14 protein-coding genes and 1 pseudogene are annotated in these 16,775 nt (G+C 44.4%); 8 read left to right on the forward strand and 7 right to left on the reverse strand.

What is annotated here, in order from left to right:
• Positions 1-54 precede the first annotated feature (54 nt).
• The 8 genes from AC1DO4_RS22570 to AC1DO4_RS22605 all read left to right on the forward strand — a co-directional run bounded on the left by AC1DO4_RS22570 (position 55) and on the right by AC1DO4_RS22605 (position 7,079).
• Entirely contained in the window at positions 55-1,281 is a 1,227-nt protein-coding gene (locus AC1DO4_RS22570; RefSeq protein WP_477419829.1) for a pyridoxal phosphate-dependent aminotransferase, read from the forward strand.
• 483 nt (positions 1,282-1,764) lie between these two features.
• Positions 1,765-2,724 carry a fibronectin type III domain-containing protein gene (locus AC1DO4_RS22575; RefSeq protein ID WP_477419830.1) on the forward strand — a complete coding sequence of 320 codons (960 nt, stop codon included), beginning with the start codon at positions 1,765-1,767 and terminating at the stop codon, positions 2,722-2,724.
• Between the two features lie 9 nt (positions 2,725-2,733).
• On the forward strand, positions 2,734-3,237 hold the full coding sequence (locus tag AC1DO4_RS22580; protein ID WP_477419831.1) for a hypothetical protein: 504 nt from the start codon (positions 2,734-2,736) through the stop codon (positions 3,235-3,237).
• The gene (locus AC1DO4_RS22585; RefSeq protein WP_477419832.1) at positions 3,238-3,834 is read left to right on the forward strand and encodes a toxin-antitoxin system YwqK family antitoxin; all 597 of its coding nucleotides are present in this window, start codon (positions 3,238-3,240) and stop codon (positions 3,832-3,834) included.
• Positions 3,827-5,092 (forward strand): hypothetical protein, encoded by a 1,266-nt coding sequence (locus AC1DO4_RS22590; protein ID WP_477419833.1) that lies wholly within the window; start codon positions 3,827-3,829, stop codon positions 5,090-5,092. The genes AC1DO4_RS22585 and AC1DO4_RS22590 overlap by 8 nt, the downstream gene beginning before the upstream one ends.
• Positions 5,074-5,445, forward strand: a complete 372-nt coding sequence (locus tag AC1DO4_RS22595; protein ID WP_477419834.1) for a hypothetical protein — start codon at positions 5,074-5,076, stop codon at positions 5,443-5,445. The genes AC1DO4_RS22590 and AC1DO4_RS22595 overlap by 19 nt, the downstream gene beginning before the upstream one ends.
• Positions 5,435-5,941 (forward strand): PulJ/GspJ family protein, encoded by a 507-nt coding sequence (locus AC1DO4_RS22600; protein WP_477419835.1) that lies wholly within the window; start codon positions 5,435-5,437, stop codon positions 5,939-5,941. Before AC1DO4_RS22595 ends, AC1DO4_RS22600 begins: the two co-directional genes overlap by 11 nt.
• Positions 5,928-7,079 (forward strand): type II secretion system F family protein, encoded by a 1,152-nt coding sequence (locus tag AC1DO4_RS22605; protein WP_477419836.1) that lies wholly within the window; start codon positions 5,928-5,930, stop codon positions 7,077-7,079. Before AC1DO4_RS22600 ends, AC1DO4_RS22605 begins: the two co-directional genes overlap by 14 nt.
• A gap of 265 nt (positions 7,080-7,344) precedes the next feature.
• Here AC1DO4_RS22605 and AC1DO4_RS22610 read toward each other — a convergent pair whose 3' ends face one another.
• The 7 genes and pseudogenes from AC1DO4_RS22610 to AC1DO4_RS22640 form a co-directional block, all read right to left on the reverse strand.
• Positions 7,345-7,683 (reverse strand): MafI family immunity protein, encoded by a 339-nt coding sequence (locus AC1DO4_RS22610; RefSeq protein WP_477419837.1) that lies wholly within the window; start codon positions 7,681-7,683, stop codon positions 7,345-7,347.
• A 333-nt stretch (positions 7,684-8,016) separates the two neighbouring features.
• A complete protein-coding gene (locus AC1DO4_RS22615) occupies positions 8,017-8,442 on the reverse strand; it encodes a DUF4265 domain-containing protein (protein WP_477419838.1) in 426 nt (141 codons plus the stop codon).
• Positions 8,443-8,454: 12 nt separating this feature from the next.
• Positions 8,455-10,953 carry an RHS repeat-associated core domain-containing protein gene (locus tag AC1DO4_RS22620; RefSeq protein ID WP_477419888.1) on the reverse strand — a complete coding sequence of 833 codons (2,499 nt, stop codon included), beginning with the start codon at positions 10,951-10,953 and terminating at the stop codon, positions 8,455-8,457.
• 540 nt (positions 10,954-11,493) lie between these two features.
• A pseudogene (locus AC1DO4_RS22625) lies at positions 11,494-12,018 on the reverse strand (DUF6443 domain-containing protein); the annotation flags it as partial.
• Positions 12,019-12,051: 33 nt separating this feature from the next.
• Entirely contained in the window at positions 12,052-14,601 is a 2,550-nt protein-coding gene (locus AC1DO4_RS22630) for a hypothetical protein (protein WP_477419839.1), read from the reverse strand.
• 1,095 nt (positions 14,602-15,696) lie between these two features.
• On the reverse strand, positions 15,697-16,050 hold the full coding sequence (locus AC1DO4_RS22635; RefSeq protein WP_477419840.1) for a hypothetical protein: 354 nt from the start codon (positions 16,048-16,050) through the stop codon (positions 15,697-15,699).
• A 191-nt stretch (positions 16,051-16,241) separates the two neighbouring features.
• Positions 16,242-16,775 (reverse strand): hypothetical protein, encoded by a 534-nt coding sequence (locus AC1DO4_RS22640; RefSeq protein WP_477419841.1) that lies wholly within the window; start codon positions 16,773-16,775, stop codon positions 16,242-16,244.

A 16,775-nucleotide genomic window follows, 5' to 3' on the forward strand; every position in this document is an offset into this window, starting at 1 on the left:
AAACTGAGACACTACCCGATTTAGAGAGGGCAGTTTTTTTTACTAATTTTGCATATGCCAAAAGTATCTAAAAAAGGGCAGCGCATGCCCGCGTCACCTATACGCAAATTAACACCTTATGCCGACAAGGCTAAGCTGGACGGCAAAAAAGTGTACCATTTAAACATCGGCCAGCCTGATATTGAAACACCGGAAGGCATGCTGAATGCCATCAAAAATATCGATTTTAAGGTGTGGGCCTACACCGCATCCGAAGGCACTTTAAGCTACCGGAAAAAGCTTACAGAATACTATAACAAGCTGGGTTACAATATTACACCCGAGGATATTATTGTTACTACCGGCGGATCTGAAGCCATTACCATTGCTATGATGGCCTGTTTGGATTCGGGCGACGAAGTAATAATCCCCGAACCTTTTTATGCCAACTACAACGGTTTTGCCAGCCAGAGCGATATTGTGGTAAAACCCATCCTATCGTACATTGACAATGGTTTTGCCTTACCATCCATCAGCGAGTTTGAAAAACTGATCACCGATAAAACCAGGGCCATTATCATTTGTAACCCTAATAACCCTACCGGGTATCTTTATTCGGAGCACGAGTTGGAAGAATTAAAGATATTGGCCTTAAAATATGACCTGTACCTGTTTTCGGATGAAGCTTACCGTGAGTTTTGTTATGATGGCCGCACATTTATTTCGCCAATGCATCTGGATGGACTGGAAGAAAACGTAGTGGTATTGGATACCGTAAGCAAACGCTACAGTGCCTGCGGCGCCCGCTTAGGCTGCCTTATAACCAAAAACAAAGAACTGCGCACCGCGGCATTAAAATTTGCCCAGGCAAGATTAAGCCCCGGCATGGTTGAACAAATTGCCGGCGAAGCAGCGGTAGATACCCCCGATGCATATTTTGAGACTGTAAACAAAGAATATACCAGCAGGCGGGATACTTTGGTTGCTGCATTAAATAAAATGGATGGCGTTTATTGCCCTAATCCGGGCGGTGCATTTTATGTGGTAGCCCAGTTACCGGTTGACAATGCCGACAGGTTTTGCCAATGGATACTGGAAACCTTTAGCTACAACAACCAAACCGTAATGATGGCGCCTGCAACCGGCTTTTACAGTACCCCAGGTGCGGGTACAAACGAAGTACGGCTGGCTTATGTACTTAATAACGAGGATCTTAAAAGCGCCATGACTTGCTTAGAGGAAGCACTAAAAGTGTATCCGGGCAGAACAGTTGGCCGGGAGCAACTGGCAGCGGGTAAATAGTTTGCAAGGAGAAATGACGTTTTAAAAGATTTGTCATCCTGAACGCAGTGAAGGATCTAATCGCAAACTGTACAGGGCGAAGAAATATAGCGAATAATAGATGCTTCAAACGTTCAGCATGGCAAAAGCAGCAATCGCTTTTAAAATATTAAAGGATCGAACGCCAGAAAAATCTATCAAATAAAACTGTTTGGCACAGCATATTGGCAAATAGCGATGGGTTTGAAACCCATCGCTATGGTGAAAGTTTTAAAAGCGATTGCCTCGATGACAAAAGGCTTTCTTTGCAAATACGTCATAAGGGAGGGCTTAAAAATCAAAAAGTCTCCCCTACCGGCTACCGGGGGAGATTTAGAGGGGGCTCATCGGTCCGTACCTCGTTATGCCGCATGGATACCTACTTCATTATCATATTTTAACTCTCTATTAATATTATTAATAATTCTAATATGATTTATGAGAATATTTCTAAATTAGTGGTAAATGAAACGCTTATCACTTCCGTATATTTTATTTGCATTTTTGGCTTTAATAGCATTTTTTACTTCCTGCAAAGAATTCATAGAACCATCAATCGCTAAAAGGCAGGTACAACTGCAAGCCCCTGCAAACCAGTACCAAAGCACTAAATACACAGTTAATTTTTGGTGGGACGAAGTAGAAGATGCCTTGAATTACCGGCTACAGGTAGTTACTCCCGGATTTGATTCCATTGGCGGTTTAGTATTAGATACGCTAATAAATGGCAATAAATTTGCGTCAACCCTTGATCCTGGAAAATACGAATGGCGGGTAAGGGCAGAAAACGGAAGCTCTCAAACTGAATATTCAACAGAAAGAAGTTTCACCGTGGAGGAGTCCTCGTTAACCAATCAAACCCTAACCCTTTCTTCACCTGCAAACAACGCAACCAGCAACCAAAGTACTATTCTTTTTAAATGGAACAGTTTATTCAGCGCAACCAAATACCAGGTAGAGATTGATACCAATAATTTTATTGACGAAAATACCCTTGTTTATAACCAGGTTGTCCCGGGTCAGCAGGTAAGTTTCAATGTACCAAAGGAACAGGTTTATGGCTGGCGTGTACGTGCTGAAAATGAAACCGAACAATCCAAATGGTCGGCAATCAGGTATGTCACCTATGCAATCCCTTTGCCTGCTCAGGTAAGTTTAGTTTCACCCAATAATGCCAGTATCGTAAGTTTACCGGTACAACTTAACTGGAACACGGTTACCGGCGTATCCGGTTATAAATTATACGTGTTTAAAAGCGATTCGACCACTTTGTACAACAATACTTTCCCGGCGACTTTAAACACCACCAGTTATAATTTTAACCTGGGTAGCAGCGGCGAAAAAATATACTGGAAAGTAAGTGCTGTAAACACATCTGGCAAAGAAGGCAAAGCCAGCGGTTTAAGAAATTTCACCCTGCTATAAAAAGGCGTTATGATCAAAAAAAATAAAGTTTTGACGTATGTGCTTATCTTCGTTGTGCTGATTGTATGGGGGATTATTATATACAGAATAGTTGCTGCGTACAGCGGAAACAATGATGACGCTTATATCCCGCCGCCTGCGGCCAAAGAAGTTTTTAATGATTATGCCATACCTAAAGATACTACCCGGTTAATGCTCAATTACAGGGACCCTTTTGGATTAATAGTAAAAAAAGATACAATAAAACCCCGATCTTTGGGAAGGCCCTATTTAAAAACCGGGATAACGAATATGAAGCCCGTTTTCAATTGGGACATTATCCAATATTCTGGATACATAAGAAACCCCGATTCAAAGAAGCTGATTGCCTTTCTGCATATCAATGGTAAAGAAGCCACGATGAACGAAGGTGAAACAATTGACCACGTAAAACTGGTTCGGAATATGAAGGATTCTGTACTGGTTAATCATGAAGGTAAAACAAAATATATCCGCATCAAACCCGCCAACTAAATGAAACTCGTTTATACTTTCCTATTCCTTACTTTAACGCTCCAGACATTCGCTCAAAAAATGCCGGATTATGGCCTGCACAAAATACGGATCACCGATACAGATAAAACCATACTGGCAGAGGTTATACCTGTTACATCAAACCCGGATGCGCAACCCGATCTTAAATATTACTGGTATGCCGCCAACAAGATTCATACGCTGCAGGGAGGCTACAGCGGGCAGCTGCTAAATGGCAGTTATACCGAATTTTACCTCAATAAAAACCTGAAAACACAGGGAGTTTTTAAAAAAGGTTTAAAGGACGGAATCTGGAAAGAATGGAATGAACAAGGTATACTGACCCGGCTGGTTAACTGGGACCTGGGTATCCGTTCGGGTAATTTCAGTTTTTTCAACCCGGATGGGAGTGTGAAACAAACGGGGAAATATCAACAGGACGAGTTTAACGGGCCCATTATTATTTATGAAGGCCGCGATTCCACCCGGACCGTATATTACAAAAATGGCCAGATGTTGAAGGAAAAGCCAAAAYCATTTTTTAACAAGGTCAATATTTTTAAAAAGAAGAAAAAACCAGGCAAAACTCATGATTAAAGCTTCGGCCTTATATATCGTGATCATTATAGCCCTGGTCATTGCAGTACTCTGCTCATCCCTGATTCTGGCCGCCTATTTTTTTCGCGGACAGTACCAGGTAAAAACCAGGTTCGACCGCTTACAAAACAATCTTTCCTCCGGTGTTCATATCTTACTTACAAGCAAGGATAGTTTGTACACTCAGGGCAAAACAATCAGTTTATTTAATAATGAGGACGACTCCGTTAAGCTTAAAAATATCCCCTGGGGCGTATACGATATAAGTGTTGCCGAGGCTTTTAAGCAAAAGGATACCCTGTTTAAAGTATTTTCAACCGCCTTTGTAATTGATTCTTCAAAATGGGCTGCAATTTACCTCATAGATGAAGACCGACCAGTATCAGTAAGCGGGAAAACTATGGTACGCGGCGATGTATATTTACCCAAAGCAGGCGTTAAACCTGCTTATGTGGATAATAAAGCCTACCAGGGCGATAAACGGCTTATTATAGGTAAAACGCATGATAGTCAGCGTAAACTTCCCTTGCTTAATCAAGGCAGGCTAAATACACTGGAACGGCTATTCAACCAGTCGAGAGGCCCTGTAAACAAGAGATGGAATGCGGATACAACCAAAATTTCCTTTCGTGATCCAACCTATATCGTTAACCTGGGTTCAAATTCTTATACTTTAAAGAATACCAGTATATCGGGGAACATCATTTTGTATTCTGATACGCTGTTAACGATTGACAGTACAGCGATATTAAATAACGTACTGGTGTTTGCAAAAGCGATTTTGGTTAAAGAAGGCTTTCATGGTAACTGCCAGCTGTTTGCAACAGATTCCATAGGGGTTGAAAAAAATTGCAGGTTTAATTATCCTTCCTGTTTAGGCCTGTTGCGGTATAAATCGCCAATGGTGGGTTTTCCCCCGCAGATCAATATCGGTCAAAACACCAGGATAGATGGTTGTATTTTCACTTATGAAAAAGAAGCATCGGCATTGCCTGCAACCATTAGTTTAGGTAAGGGATCACAGATAAGCGGGCAGATTTATGCACAAAATATGCTGTCGACAAAAGATAGCGTTACTATAAAAGGCAGTGCATTTACTACCCGTTTTATATACCAAAGTGCATTTACCCGTTATGAAAATTACCTCATCAACCTAAAGATTGATGCCACTACCCTATCCAGGTATTATTTAACCAGTGAAATGATGCCGGTAGCATCACCAAAGAAAAAAATACTGCAATGGCTGGAAGAAAAATAGTTAAAAAAGGAATGGTAGCCGCATCCACAATTGTCGAGGTGGTGGTGGCTATGGTTATTATTGTGGTGATATTTGGCATGGCCATGATGATTTTTGCCAATGTAACACAGCAGGCGTTGTCCACCAAAAAGATCCGGGCAGCTGCCATTCTTCAAAATATTCTGCTTAATGCAGAACAAACCCGGGAATTGCCGGAGCAACCATTTAACCAGGATAATTTAAGGATTATACCCGAATTAAAACCGGTTGAAAATGAACCTGAATTAAGTGAGCTGCATTTAACAGCCTATGACGAGAACCAACAGAAAATAACAGAGGTAAGGGAAATAATGATTAAAAAGTATGAACCATAATAAAATAAATGCTTTTACCATTATGGAGGTTACCATTGCTATGATGGTTTCGGCTATACTTATCCTGATTGTTTATACGGCATTTTCTGTAGTTAGCAGCTCTTATCATTCGTTTCTGTTTAAGAATGAAGAATCTGCCAGCCTGGTGCAGTTGGACCGGCTACTTCAGCGGGATTTCCGCCGGGCTGATATGATCATTAAAAACGACTCGGGAATTTTCCTGAAAAACAACAAAAACAGCGTCAGCTATATATTGAACAACAATTACATTGTACGTGTAAGCGGAATTACTGATACCTTTAAGGTAAAAACAGAAAGCACCCACATGACATTTGAACAGCAGCCTGTGAATATGGTTGCACAGGATACCGTAAGTAACAGGATTGATGAACTTAAACTGGACCTGCTATCCCATAATGAAAAAATAACCTTTCATTATTTTAAACTTTACAGCTCTGCTGACCTTTTTAAACAAAACGCCAATGCCGACAATTGACCTGAGCCAATACGAAAAAAAGAAAGCACCCAAACCTTCAAAACCTACTGAGGAAGGTGGCATACTGGCTTTTTTAAACCGCGACATTAGTTTTGGGGGTAAAGAACTAAGTGATAAGAAGAAGGAATACCTGTACCTGGAATTAAGCTCCCTCCTGCTGGCAGGCATTAATTTAAAAACCAGCCTTGAACTGGTTACCGCCGAACAGGAAAAAGAAAATGACCGGAAATTATTTAAAGACATCCAGGATAGTGTATTAAATAATGGTATTGCCTTTTCCAAAGCTTTAGAAAAATCGGGTAAGTTTTCGTTGTACGAGGTTTATAGTATCCAGATTGGTGAAGAAACCGGCAAGCTCTCTGAGGTGCTGCAGGACCTGGCTAAATATTACCAGGGCAAAATCAAACAAAGGCGCAAAATTGTATCTACACTCACCTACCCTTTTATGGTACTGCTTTCGTCGTTTGGCGCGGTTTACTTTATGCTGAAGGTGGTGGTGCCCATGTTTGCAGATGTATTGAAGCGTTTTGGCGGCCAGCTGCCCTGGATAACCGAAATGGTTATCAGCATTTCAAAGGGAATGGAGACCTATTTTCTTCCGGTTTTCCTGTTGTTTACGGCGTTGATTATCTTTTTATACCGGGTACGCAAAACCGAAACTTACCGCAAAATTGTGTCGGGTTTCCTGTTAAGGGTGCCGGTGGCCGGTAACCTCATCAAAAAAATATACCTGGGCAGGTTCTGCAATTCTATGCGGCTACTCATCAGCGCTCACGTTCCGCTGCTAAGGGCTATTGCTTTGAGCAGGCAAATGGTGGGCTGGTATCCCATCGAATCCTCACTACAAAAGGTAGAGGACGATATTCTTAACGGTAAATCCCTGCACCAAAGCCTGCAGCAGTTTAAAGTTTACCCTTCCAAAATGATCCAATTGGTGAGAATTGGGGAGGAATCCAATAAGCTGGACTACTWTTTTGCTAAAATAGCCGAACAATACGGAGAAGAAGTAGAATACCAAACTACTTCCCTAAGCAGCATGATGGAGCCATTGTTCATTATCGTGGTGGGCTTCCTGGTGGGGGTTATTATGATAGCGATGTATCTACCTATGTTCCAGATGGGAAATACGTTTCAATAGTGGGGTGTTCGTTATTTTGGCAATGCCTGCGGCCCGGGCTATCCGTTTATACGCCTGCTGGCATTAGGCGCGAGGCCGGTAGCCACTGCTATCCCTATTGCGGATTGTTGCTGGTAAAAAGCTTTTTTAGTACAAGAAAATCTTAAAAGACACACGGATATGTCTGCGCCACTTGGGATTATTAAAAGTTATAAATATGCAAATCCCGAATGAAACTAACATCCGGGATTTGCAAAATAAGTTGGTCCTTACAAATAAGTATGACTCAATTAAGACTGTCAATAATTTTTGACAATTCGTCCTTGACCGGCTTTGGTATTTTATTTTCAGATCGTATCAACTCCTGCATGAAAAAATATTCATTTATAGGCAGCACCATTGAGATTCCCAAATCTTTGATTAGCAAATAAACGTCATCATCAATTTCTATATCATTTTCATGCATTTTGTTGATCAAAAGATCAAATGCAACCCCATATTCAAGGTACCCTATGTATTCCGTCGCATTATTTATGTCATCACTGCTCAAACCAAGGAGTTTACCAACCTTGATTAATAATAAAAGCTTCTGCTCAAGTTTTTTTTTATATTTTAAATTATTCATTTTATTGGAAGTACAATCCCAGCTGTCGCAATGCTCCTGCCTTAGGTAATCAACACATTGCAGCCTTACAAAAACATCTATTCAAAAAATCGTTGCAAAACTACAGATATAATCCTTCCGGGTTTCTGAATTTATAATTGCAGCTCATACGTTAAAAATACAAAACCCCATATGAAACGCACATTCGGGATTTGCATATCCAATACTCACTATGCGGGTCACAAGGTTGGAACCTTGCGACAGCGCGGTAAGGGAAGTGGGGCAGCGAAGGACGCCCTTGCGGTAGCTGGGGATTGGCTTATAAATAACAAAGGCCGGCAATGCCGACCTGCACTAATCTATTTCATGAGCTAAACAAGACTCTTCATAACTCCACAACTCGTTTATTTCACCCTCAGTAAGAAACTCTTTTATTGGCTTGTAATCAACCGTGGATGGAACATCCACCGATATCAATTTCGCAATATTACTTCCTTCATAAGTACATCCAAAGCTATTCAATTGCTGTATTGTGGCTTCAATGACTTCCTTTGTATAGAATATGATTCGTATAGTACTATGACCTGATTCTTCAATTAAGTCAGTTACGTACAATTCACCATTTCTATCTTCAACACTTACTATGTCACCCCAAGAATATCCGGGTGCATAGAATAGTATATTGCGTAACTCATAGTACTCGCCTTGTTTTTCAGCCCACGCACTTTCTAAAGCATAGTTGTCTTCTAAATCCTGATATTCAAATATTATCTTTTCCATTTAGTTACCTTATTAGTTAGAGGGTTTCTGTGTTGGTGTTGGCGGTGTTGGCGCGGGTGTTGTTGGCACTTTATCGCTTTTTTCAATATTACATCCCCGACACAAAACCTGTCCGTTGTCACTGGTGCCACTACCACCGTTGGCTTTGGGATCAATATGGTCTACCTGTGTATCCGTACTTGGTGGGGTTACGCCTTTTTGAGATTTCTCTGGTTTAGTAGTTTCAATCCCACAACCCTGACATATTGTTTTTCCGCCATTTTTTACTTTGTTTTGATCAATTACTTCTTTTTTACCTCTGGGTGTGTGTTTTTTTCCTGGCCTGCTCCCTGGCGCAGCCGGTTTTCTACCTTCAAGAATAACCGGTTTGTTTAACGACATACCATTTGTAACCCTTGTATTATCACGTTGCATGACGGGCTCACTACTTACTTGATTTTGGCTATGTTCAATAACCTTAACCGTAAGGTATGCTCCGCCTACAACAGTAGCGGCAGTTAGCGCCGAATATATTGCGTATGCCGCAACGCCTTCTTCCCAAACTTGTGCAAGTACCCCACAACATGGTGCTCTTCCATCAGGATCGGTAAGTTTTATTGGGTTACCAAACACATAACCATAAGGCGACGTACTTTCCTGATCTGCCTCAACCAACGGATCCACACTCGTCCACCTCCCCACCACCGGATCATAAAACCTCGCGCCATAATCGTACAGCCCTGTCTCTTCCTGCAACTCTTTATGATTATAAAGGTACAAGTTTTTAGCACTTGGCACGTTATTTTGCAAAGATTGTATGGTATACCCAAAGGCATAATATTCCGTATGCTGCAGGTTTAAGGGCGTACGCTGGGTTGGATCGTTCGGGTCCCAGGTCAAGGTTAAACGGGTGTCGCCCAGGTGATCTTTTAGGCCGTATTCGTATTTATATACTGTTCCGTTTTTCCTTGCCCGGCCTTCCTCGGTCTGGATAAAGGTGATGGCGCTTGTTCCGTTGTCGTATTCTATCCCATTAACGTATTCGGTGGTGATGGTATTACCGCTAACCACGTCTACAGAGATCTTGCGCAGTTTCCTGCCCGTTGCATCATAAACGTAGGCTACCGAGTTGCCGTTTGATTTGGTAAAGGTTTGCGGCAGGTTCAGCATATTGTAGCTGATCCCGGTGATGGTTTTGTTCAGGTCTTTCAACTGATTGCCATTGCCGTCGTAGGTGTATTCATTGGCCACTTTTACCGGGTCGCTAAAACCCCAGGTGCCGGCATAGGTTGCGGCGTCATCTACCCGCGTTTGCCGGTTGCCGCTGTAGGTATAGGTCAGCGTATCCACCTGGGTACGGCCGCCCGCATTGTCATACCTGCCCAGCGCGGTGATATTGCCCATATTGTCATAAGTGGCGTATTCACTGTGCAGGCCGTCTTTGGATGCCGCGCCTGTTGATGAGACTGCGTCGTTCAGCCGGTTCAGCTTATCGTAGCGGTAATCGTAGGTGAGGCTGCTGTAGGTGGTTCCCGATACAGGCGCTGTTTTGGTGGTTACAGAGGCTATATTGCCATTATACTGTGGCCTGGAGGTAGCAACGCTGTCATATTTCAGTTCCATGCCAAACTGGTCGTTGGTACTGCTGCTGGTCAGCCCGCCGTCTGCCGCGAGTGTTGGGTTATTGATATTGGTGAGCCAACCCCTCGGGTTATAGCGGTAGTTCACACTTTGTAAAAAGCTTGCCCCGCTGTTAATAGAATGCAGCCCTTTTTTTAACAGCTGCCCGGCCTCGTTATAGAAGCTTTGGGCCACAATGATTTTGGCCTGTGCTGTATTGACGCCATCCTTCAGCTGGTTATAGGAGTTCCGCTTGCGGCCCATGTGGTCATAAGTATAGCTATCGGTCGAGGTCAGGTAAAGCACTTTGTCCGTTTTGGTCGCATTGGCTGCATAATGCGTCCGTACAACCGAAGTGGGCTGTTTTGCAAAATTGTATACCGTGGCTATATCGTCATAGTTCCACTGGCTCAGCAGGCTTGCCCCGCCCAGGTAATGCTGGCTGAACAACCTGATTACCTTGCCTTCTTCATCGTAATAGGGCACATTCCACAGGTAATCGGCCGTGGTGTTTAATACCAGGGTTTTGGTGGCGGTTAAAAGCCCGGTGGTTTTAGCGCTGTAAGCGGTATTGGTATGCTGGTCATACGGTGTTGGTAAACCGGGAATACCCGTATATACGTCGTAATAAGAAACATTCAGCGTGGTTGTCCATGACAGGGGCCAGGCATTGGCGGTATAGCCGGTACCTGTAGTTACAGGCGTTTCCCAGTAAGTGGTCACCGCGTCGGCAAGTGCCTGCACGGCTGCCAGGTTATTTACCCCTGCCGTGCTGCCGGGGTGCTGGTAAATGCCGGTGATCACCGGCCTGCCCATGGCATCGTACTTGGTAATGGTCCATTCCTGCGGGGCTTTCCTGCGCTGTACCGAATCCTGGGTGGCAATTACCTGGTCGAGGCTGTTATAGATCATATACTCCCAGCCGTTGCTCGGTACCTTCTTCTGAGTAAGCCGGTTACGGGCATCATAGCGATATTGGTAGCATTTGAGATCGATGTTGGCCTGCGCGATGGCGGCATTGTTGTCCGGGAGTACGCCCGGCGGCAGTACAAAACACAGGTTGCCCCGGTCATCGTATACATAATAAGTGCTCAATTGCTCGGCTCTGCTGATCCTGGTATTGATATTGTAGGTACGCTTGAGCACTACATGCCCTTCCTTGTCCTTGTACTCCTCGGTGGTGCCAAAACAGCCGTCGCCCGGTTTCCAGTTTTCGTCTTTTGTGATGGTTACATATAGCTGGTTCGCGGGATAAGTTGCCGTGTTACCGGCCCTGAGCAGGGAGCGGCTTCCGCTTGCATTGATCTGGGCGGTATAGTAAGCCACCTTCCTGCTGCCCGCATTGGTAGTGATATTGGTGGTGCTGAAGGTCGTAACCTGCTCGTTGGTAGAAATAATGCTGCGCAGCGTGCTTTTGCCGCTATTGGCATCCGGCGTGCCCAAATTCTGCCAGGCATAACCAGGTGCTCCCTGCTCTATCACCCGGTTCAGGGGCGAGGCTTCAAACCCGGTCTGCGCGAAGGGATAGGGTGTTTTCACCACGCCGTTGGTCTGCTGTCCTTCTGCTGCTCCGCCCGTAGGATTGTAATATGCCCTTACCCCTTTGCCGGTGGTCAGCGCGTCGTCCCGGTAAGTGCCATAGCTGGTGTTCGTGGTCCGGTAGGGCAAATACTTTATGGCTTCCCGCCCGAAGGCATCTTACTCAAAAGGCTGAACGATGTCATAGCCAGAGGGCGATGCTTTTTGCTGTAACGTTTGCAGGGGTCGGCCAAGACCGTCCACGTACTGGATGGTGGTCATTACCGAATCTTTGTTCGCCGTTAAGGCGTCAAGTTTTGCATTGGTGGTTATGGCCTTTCGGGGCGCTCTTGTGCGTACATAGTTCTGCGTGGCGGTTTGGGCAAATGCGTTTACCGTAAACAGCAATGATACTGTAAACGATAGGGTTATTTTATATACTTTATAGTGAATGTTCATCTCCTTGCGTGATAAAGTTTGGCGGTTGGGTTATTACGGGCGGTAATGGTAATCATAGCTCTTCAGGATGTTGCCGTCCTGATCCTTGATGTTCTGCAATCTTTGAAACCCGTCGTATTCGTAATAGGTTGGCATGCTCCTGCCATCTGCCGAACTTGTCACACCCACCAAAGGCGTATAAGTATAGGTAACCATTTGCGAATTCAACGGGTACAGCCTTAACTCGTCAATATTTCCCGTACCGGATAATGTTAGGCTTGTTACCCCGGTAACCCGGTGCTCGTGGTAATACCAACCTTTGGTAATTAGCCCGTTAACCGGGTAGCCGCTGATTGTTCCCGCAATGGTAAGCGGGGTGGCACTTTTTGTCCAGTAAGAAACAATGTAGGTGGTAGCAGCCGTTAAGCCCGATTTACTTATTGCGCCGCCAGAAAGGTTATATGACTTGTACCCCGTAATTGCAGCTGTCACACTGTCCCGCTGGGCCGATCCTATTGTCCAGTTGCCATTTCCGTCTGCCTCAAAACTGGTATAAGCAATAGATAGGGTGTCCGCATTTTTTACCTCGGCTATCGGATATATGGAACGGTAATCCCATATGTAGCTTGTTTGCGGACCACTTATAACAGATTGAGATAATAGCTGTCCATAGCTATTATAGCCATTAAATATCACGCGATCCTCCGCTGCGTTTGTACCTTGCTTGACATTGTAAATATGCGGAAGAACAAGCCCGCTAGGATACACCATGTAGTTGATCTTTGTTGTGGAAACCTCGGAAGCCCCCCTGGTAGCATGCTGGCTGAGTACCGGAGAAATATTATACTGGCTGATCAGGGCCTGCCTGGCCGTTTCTTCGGGTCCAGTCAGTGCAACATCCTGGGGATAGGCCATCGTTGTAACATTCAAGTTGCCGTCGCTCGTGGTCGTGGTTGAGGTTGTGAGCAGGGCATGGCTTACATTTCCATATTCGCTCGTATTAATGTCCTCTAAATAACTCGTTCCCGCTGAATTATAAGTCCAGGTTCTCACCGTATCTACGTACATCCACTTGCGGAAGTGTGAATATGTGGCAATGTCATATGCCGCGTACTGATCGGGATAGGGAGTGGGCGTGGACGTGCACGTCGGGGAATACTTTTTATTTACCATATAGGACACAAACTCGCTGCTTATCCTGCTGTCTTCTCTGTAATGCGTAAATACTTTCTTTAAGGGGATTGAGGCTGTTCCGTTCATCTTAAACTGGCAGGAATATATTTCCTTGCCATTCTTCCAGCTATAACTGGTTAGAGGAGCGCTGGTTATCGGATCTCCAATGATAGACTGGCCGGGGATGTCGGGCGCGAGTTGAAAATGATGCTCCGTTCCGCCATTTGCAAAACTTGCGCCATCCGACTCGATGACGGACGAATAATATACCGGCGTGGGATAATAATATAAGTTAGTCTGCGAGTTGGAGTACATGGCAAAATAATCGTATTCGGCCTGAGCGCAAACAGCAAATCCCGGATCCGCCCCGCTATTTGACTCGCTTCGCTGAAATACCGGAAAATTCTTTTCAAAGTGCGGAGCGAATACTACGCTTCCCGAGGATTGGGAAGGGTTCGAAGAGTTGTAATAGTAGTATTCTTTTAGGTGTGGGTTGCCGTCAGTGGCGCTCGATTTTGTAATGATTTTGCCTATCCGTAGTCCGGCCACAACGCCGTTCAAGTACTGTACCGGCGGAATGTTGCTGTCGGGATAAGTAAGGCTTGCATACGCTTTTGCCGCCGCGCCATAGGGCGTTATCGACATTTGGTACGCATGTCCCCCCTTCAGCGATATCTCAACGGAGGAAATGGATTGCCCTACCTGCAAAGTTTGAGAGAATACGGAGGCGTTGGCCGTCAGGTCAAAGACGCTGATGACGCATTTATTGTGGAGTGCATCAAGAGCATAACCGGAAGAGGGGTTATAATCGCAGCTTGCTGTAAGAGAACCGGTGACCGGCTGGGGAATATTAAAGCTACTGGAAGTTTGCGTATTTGGAACACGGTCTTCTATTCCAATCCCGGTTAGGTAGACGTTGTCGTTTGGCGTTGGAGGCTGATAAGCCTGGTAAGTGGTATTAGGCTCATAGACCAGCGTATCGGAGCCACCTGTAGGATAGGAAACTTTCGACAACAGCCCCTTGGCGCTGTAGTCGGGATAATAGCCGCGGTCAGCTGTCGCGCTGTTGAAATAGGGCTTCCAGCTGTCATAGGAAGGAGGGGGAATAAGCGTGGAATTAGTATGCCCGTTAAAATAGCCGTAGGCGTCTTGCGCATAGCTTAGCCTTGCCGGAAGCTGGTCCAGGCCGTTATACGCGAAGCTGTGCACCTTTACGTCGGAGGTCTGCGGGTTCCCTTCTGTGACCTTGAGCAAAAAGGGGCGGTTGCACAGGCTTGTATCCTGCACGCTGTACGAGTTATTAAAGGCGGTGGAATGCACGTTCTGGTAGGAGAAATTGATGAAGCGGAACAGGCCGCTTTGGCCAGGGCGGTAAATCTCGATCCGGCTAAGCAGCTTGTCCCCGTTATCGGGCCTGTTCACATAGATCATCGTGACCTTTCCTCCGGCGCTGGAAGAAATCTGATCCAGGATGACCGTATTGGTCTGAAGCCATGACATGCAGCTGCTGTTCGTCAAATTGGGCGGCTGGTTTGAAAGCCCTGACTGGACGTTCTGGCCAACCAGCGAGCTGTACATTATCTCGTTTACCCCCGTTTGGAAATTGTACCCGACAGGCAAATAGGATAAGCTGATTATGTCGTTGTCGGTGTGTATGATCTTGGTCAGGTACCAGGCTGTGGCGGCAAAGGAAGGATAGCTTTTGCCACAATTGGACTGGTACTTGTTTGTTGTTTCCGTGGCTGACGCGCCCCCGAAAAAGTACTGTACTCCGTCGGAGGTCGTTATCTTGAAGTTCCAGTCGGTTCCGTTGAAGTTCTTCTCGATCTTCATCGCGGCATGATTTAACAAAACGGGATTCATGCCGTTGTCTAAAATAAATTGGCCCGAATATCCGTTGAAATTAAAAGAGAACACATCCGGCTGCGCATCATTATAATCTGCATCATTTACAGCCTCTACAAAGTCGATGAGATTTTGCGTCCTTTGCGGAAAATCAGCAGGGGGCAAAACTCTTGTTGAGTTCTCGTCGGCCGCCCCCATGACGGTCCTGGTGATCGCTCCCCCCGCGTTTAACGCCCATGACATACCTACCCTTGAGGCGATTTCATCAACCTTAAACCCATTGCTGCTGTAGTTTATCGATATTGGGAGGTTTAAATGATTTGCTTTATATTCATATAAAGACACATTGATGTTAGCCATTCCCGAGGCAAGGCCGACGTCCAATCCGCCATACTTCCCTAAGGAACTTGAATTGGGAGATGGAGGTAAAACTTCCGTGATTTTTGTAAAACCACTTAAATTGCCAGGTGTTTGACCTTGAGCCTGTGAAAAACGGGCTTGTAAAAGCACAAAACAAAAAAAACAATACCGAAAAATACGTTGCCACGTTAAAATTTGTTGTTTCATTTATAATATTTATAATTACGATAAAGGTTCAGAAATATATATAGAAAACTTTAGCTTAGCTCTTACACTAAAGTTGGTTACTCCATTTGTACCGTCAGAATTTCAGGTGGAATATTACCTTGTAAGTGTGCAGTGCACCATTGAACCGTTCAAACTGATATCCATGCCAATGGAATCGGTATACACAATGCCGTTGTGCGGGATATCCAGCCCGTTCACAGTCACTTTAAAATGGAGCCCGGCGGTATCCAGTTTGCCCTGGTCAATTGGGAATTCACCCAGCGGACTCGCGGCCGTACCGGCAACAGAATCACCAAGCAGGGTAAAGTTATAGGTCAACGGATAGACCGTGCTGTCGGCGGTTAATAGTTGTCCGGTCCATTTGCCCGAGAGGTCGGGAACGGCGGCGGAAAGTAAGATTGTAAGGCAGGAAATGGATACAGCAGTGATAAATATTATTCGTTTCATAAATTGCGATAAGGTTATTTTTAAGCACCGGCAAAATACAATTTTAATAATACTTATAAAAAAGACATTTTAATATTCATTAATTAATTGAATTTTTAATAATAATATATTAAAATAAATCAATAATTAATTCAGTTATGTTATTAATTAATTTTTAAGAGTTTAAAAAGTAATAATTAAAATCGCCCCTATCACCCCTTACCAGTCGACAATTCCAGGTAAATCTGCATGGTGAGTTTCTTTTCATTTTCGGCGCCCGATCCTGGGGTTATTAGTTTAAAATCAACAGAGCGGATGATCCCTATTTGGTCTAAAGAATGTAACTGATTTAAAAACTTATTCAAATTAAAAAAGTCGCCCTCAAAGTTTAATTTTTGGATGATAAATTTATCGGTATGGTAAAAAGCATCCTGGGTTGGTACTTCTATCAGTTTAACGTTTTGCTTTTCGGCCACAAGCGTTATGGTGCTTATAATATTGCTGCGCAGTAAACTGGTATCGGCTTTATAAAGGTTAAGGATGTTATCCAGGTTGGTGCTTTTTCGCTCCAGGTACCCGGGTTGGTAATCAAGGTTATTGGCTTTCGCAGCCTGCCCGGTTAATTGCGTGTGCAATAGCCAGGCTTCAACCGTTTTCCTGAACGAAAGCTGGTAGCTGATCATTAAAAACAGCACAATACCGGCTATCAATATATAATTCTTTTTTATCGGCAGGTTTTTAAGCAT

Source organism: Mucilaginibacter sp. P5_A6, from assembly GCF_056400585.1.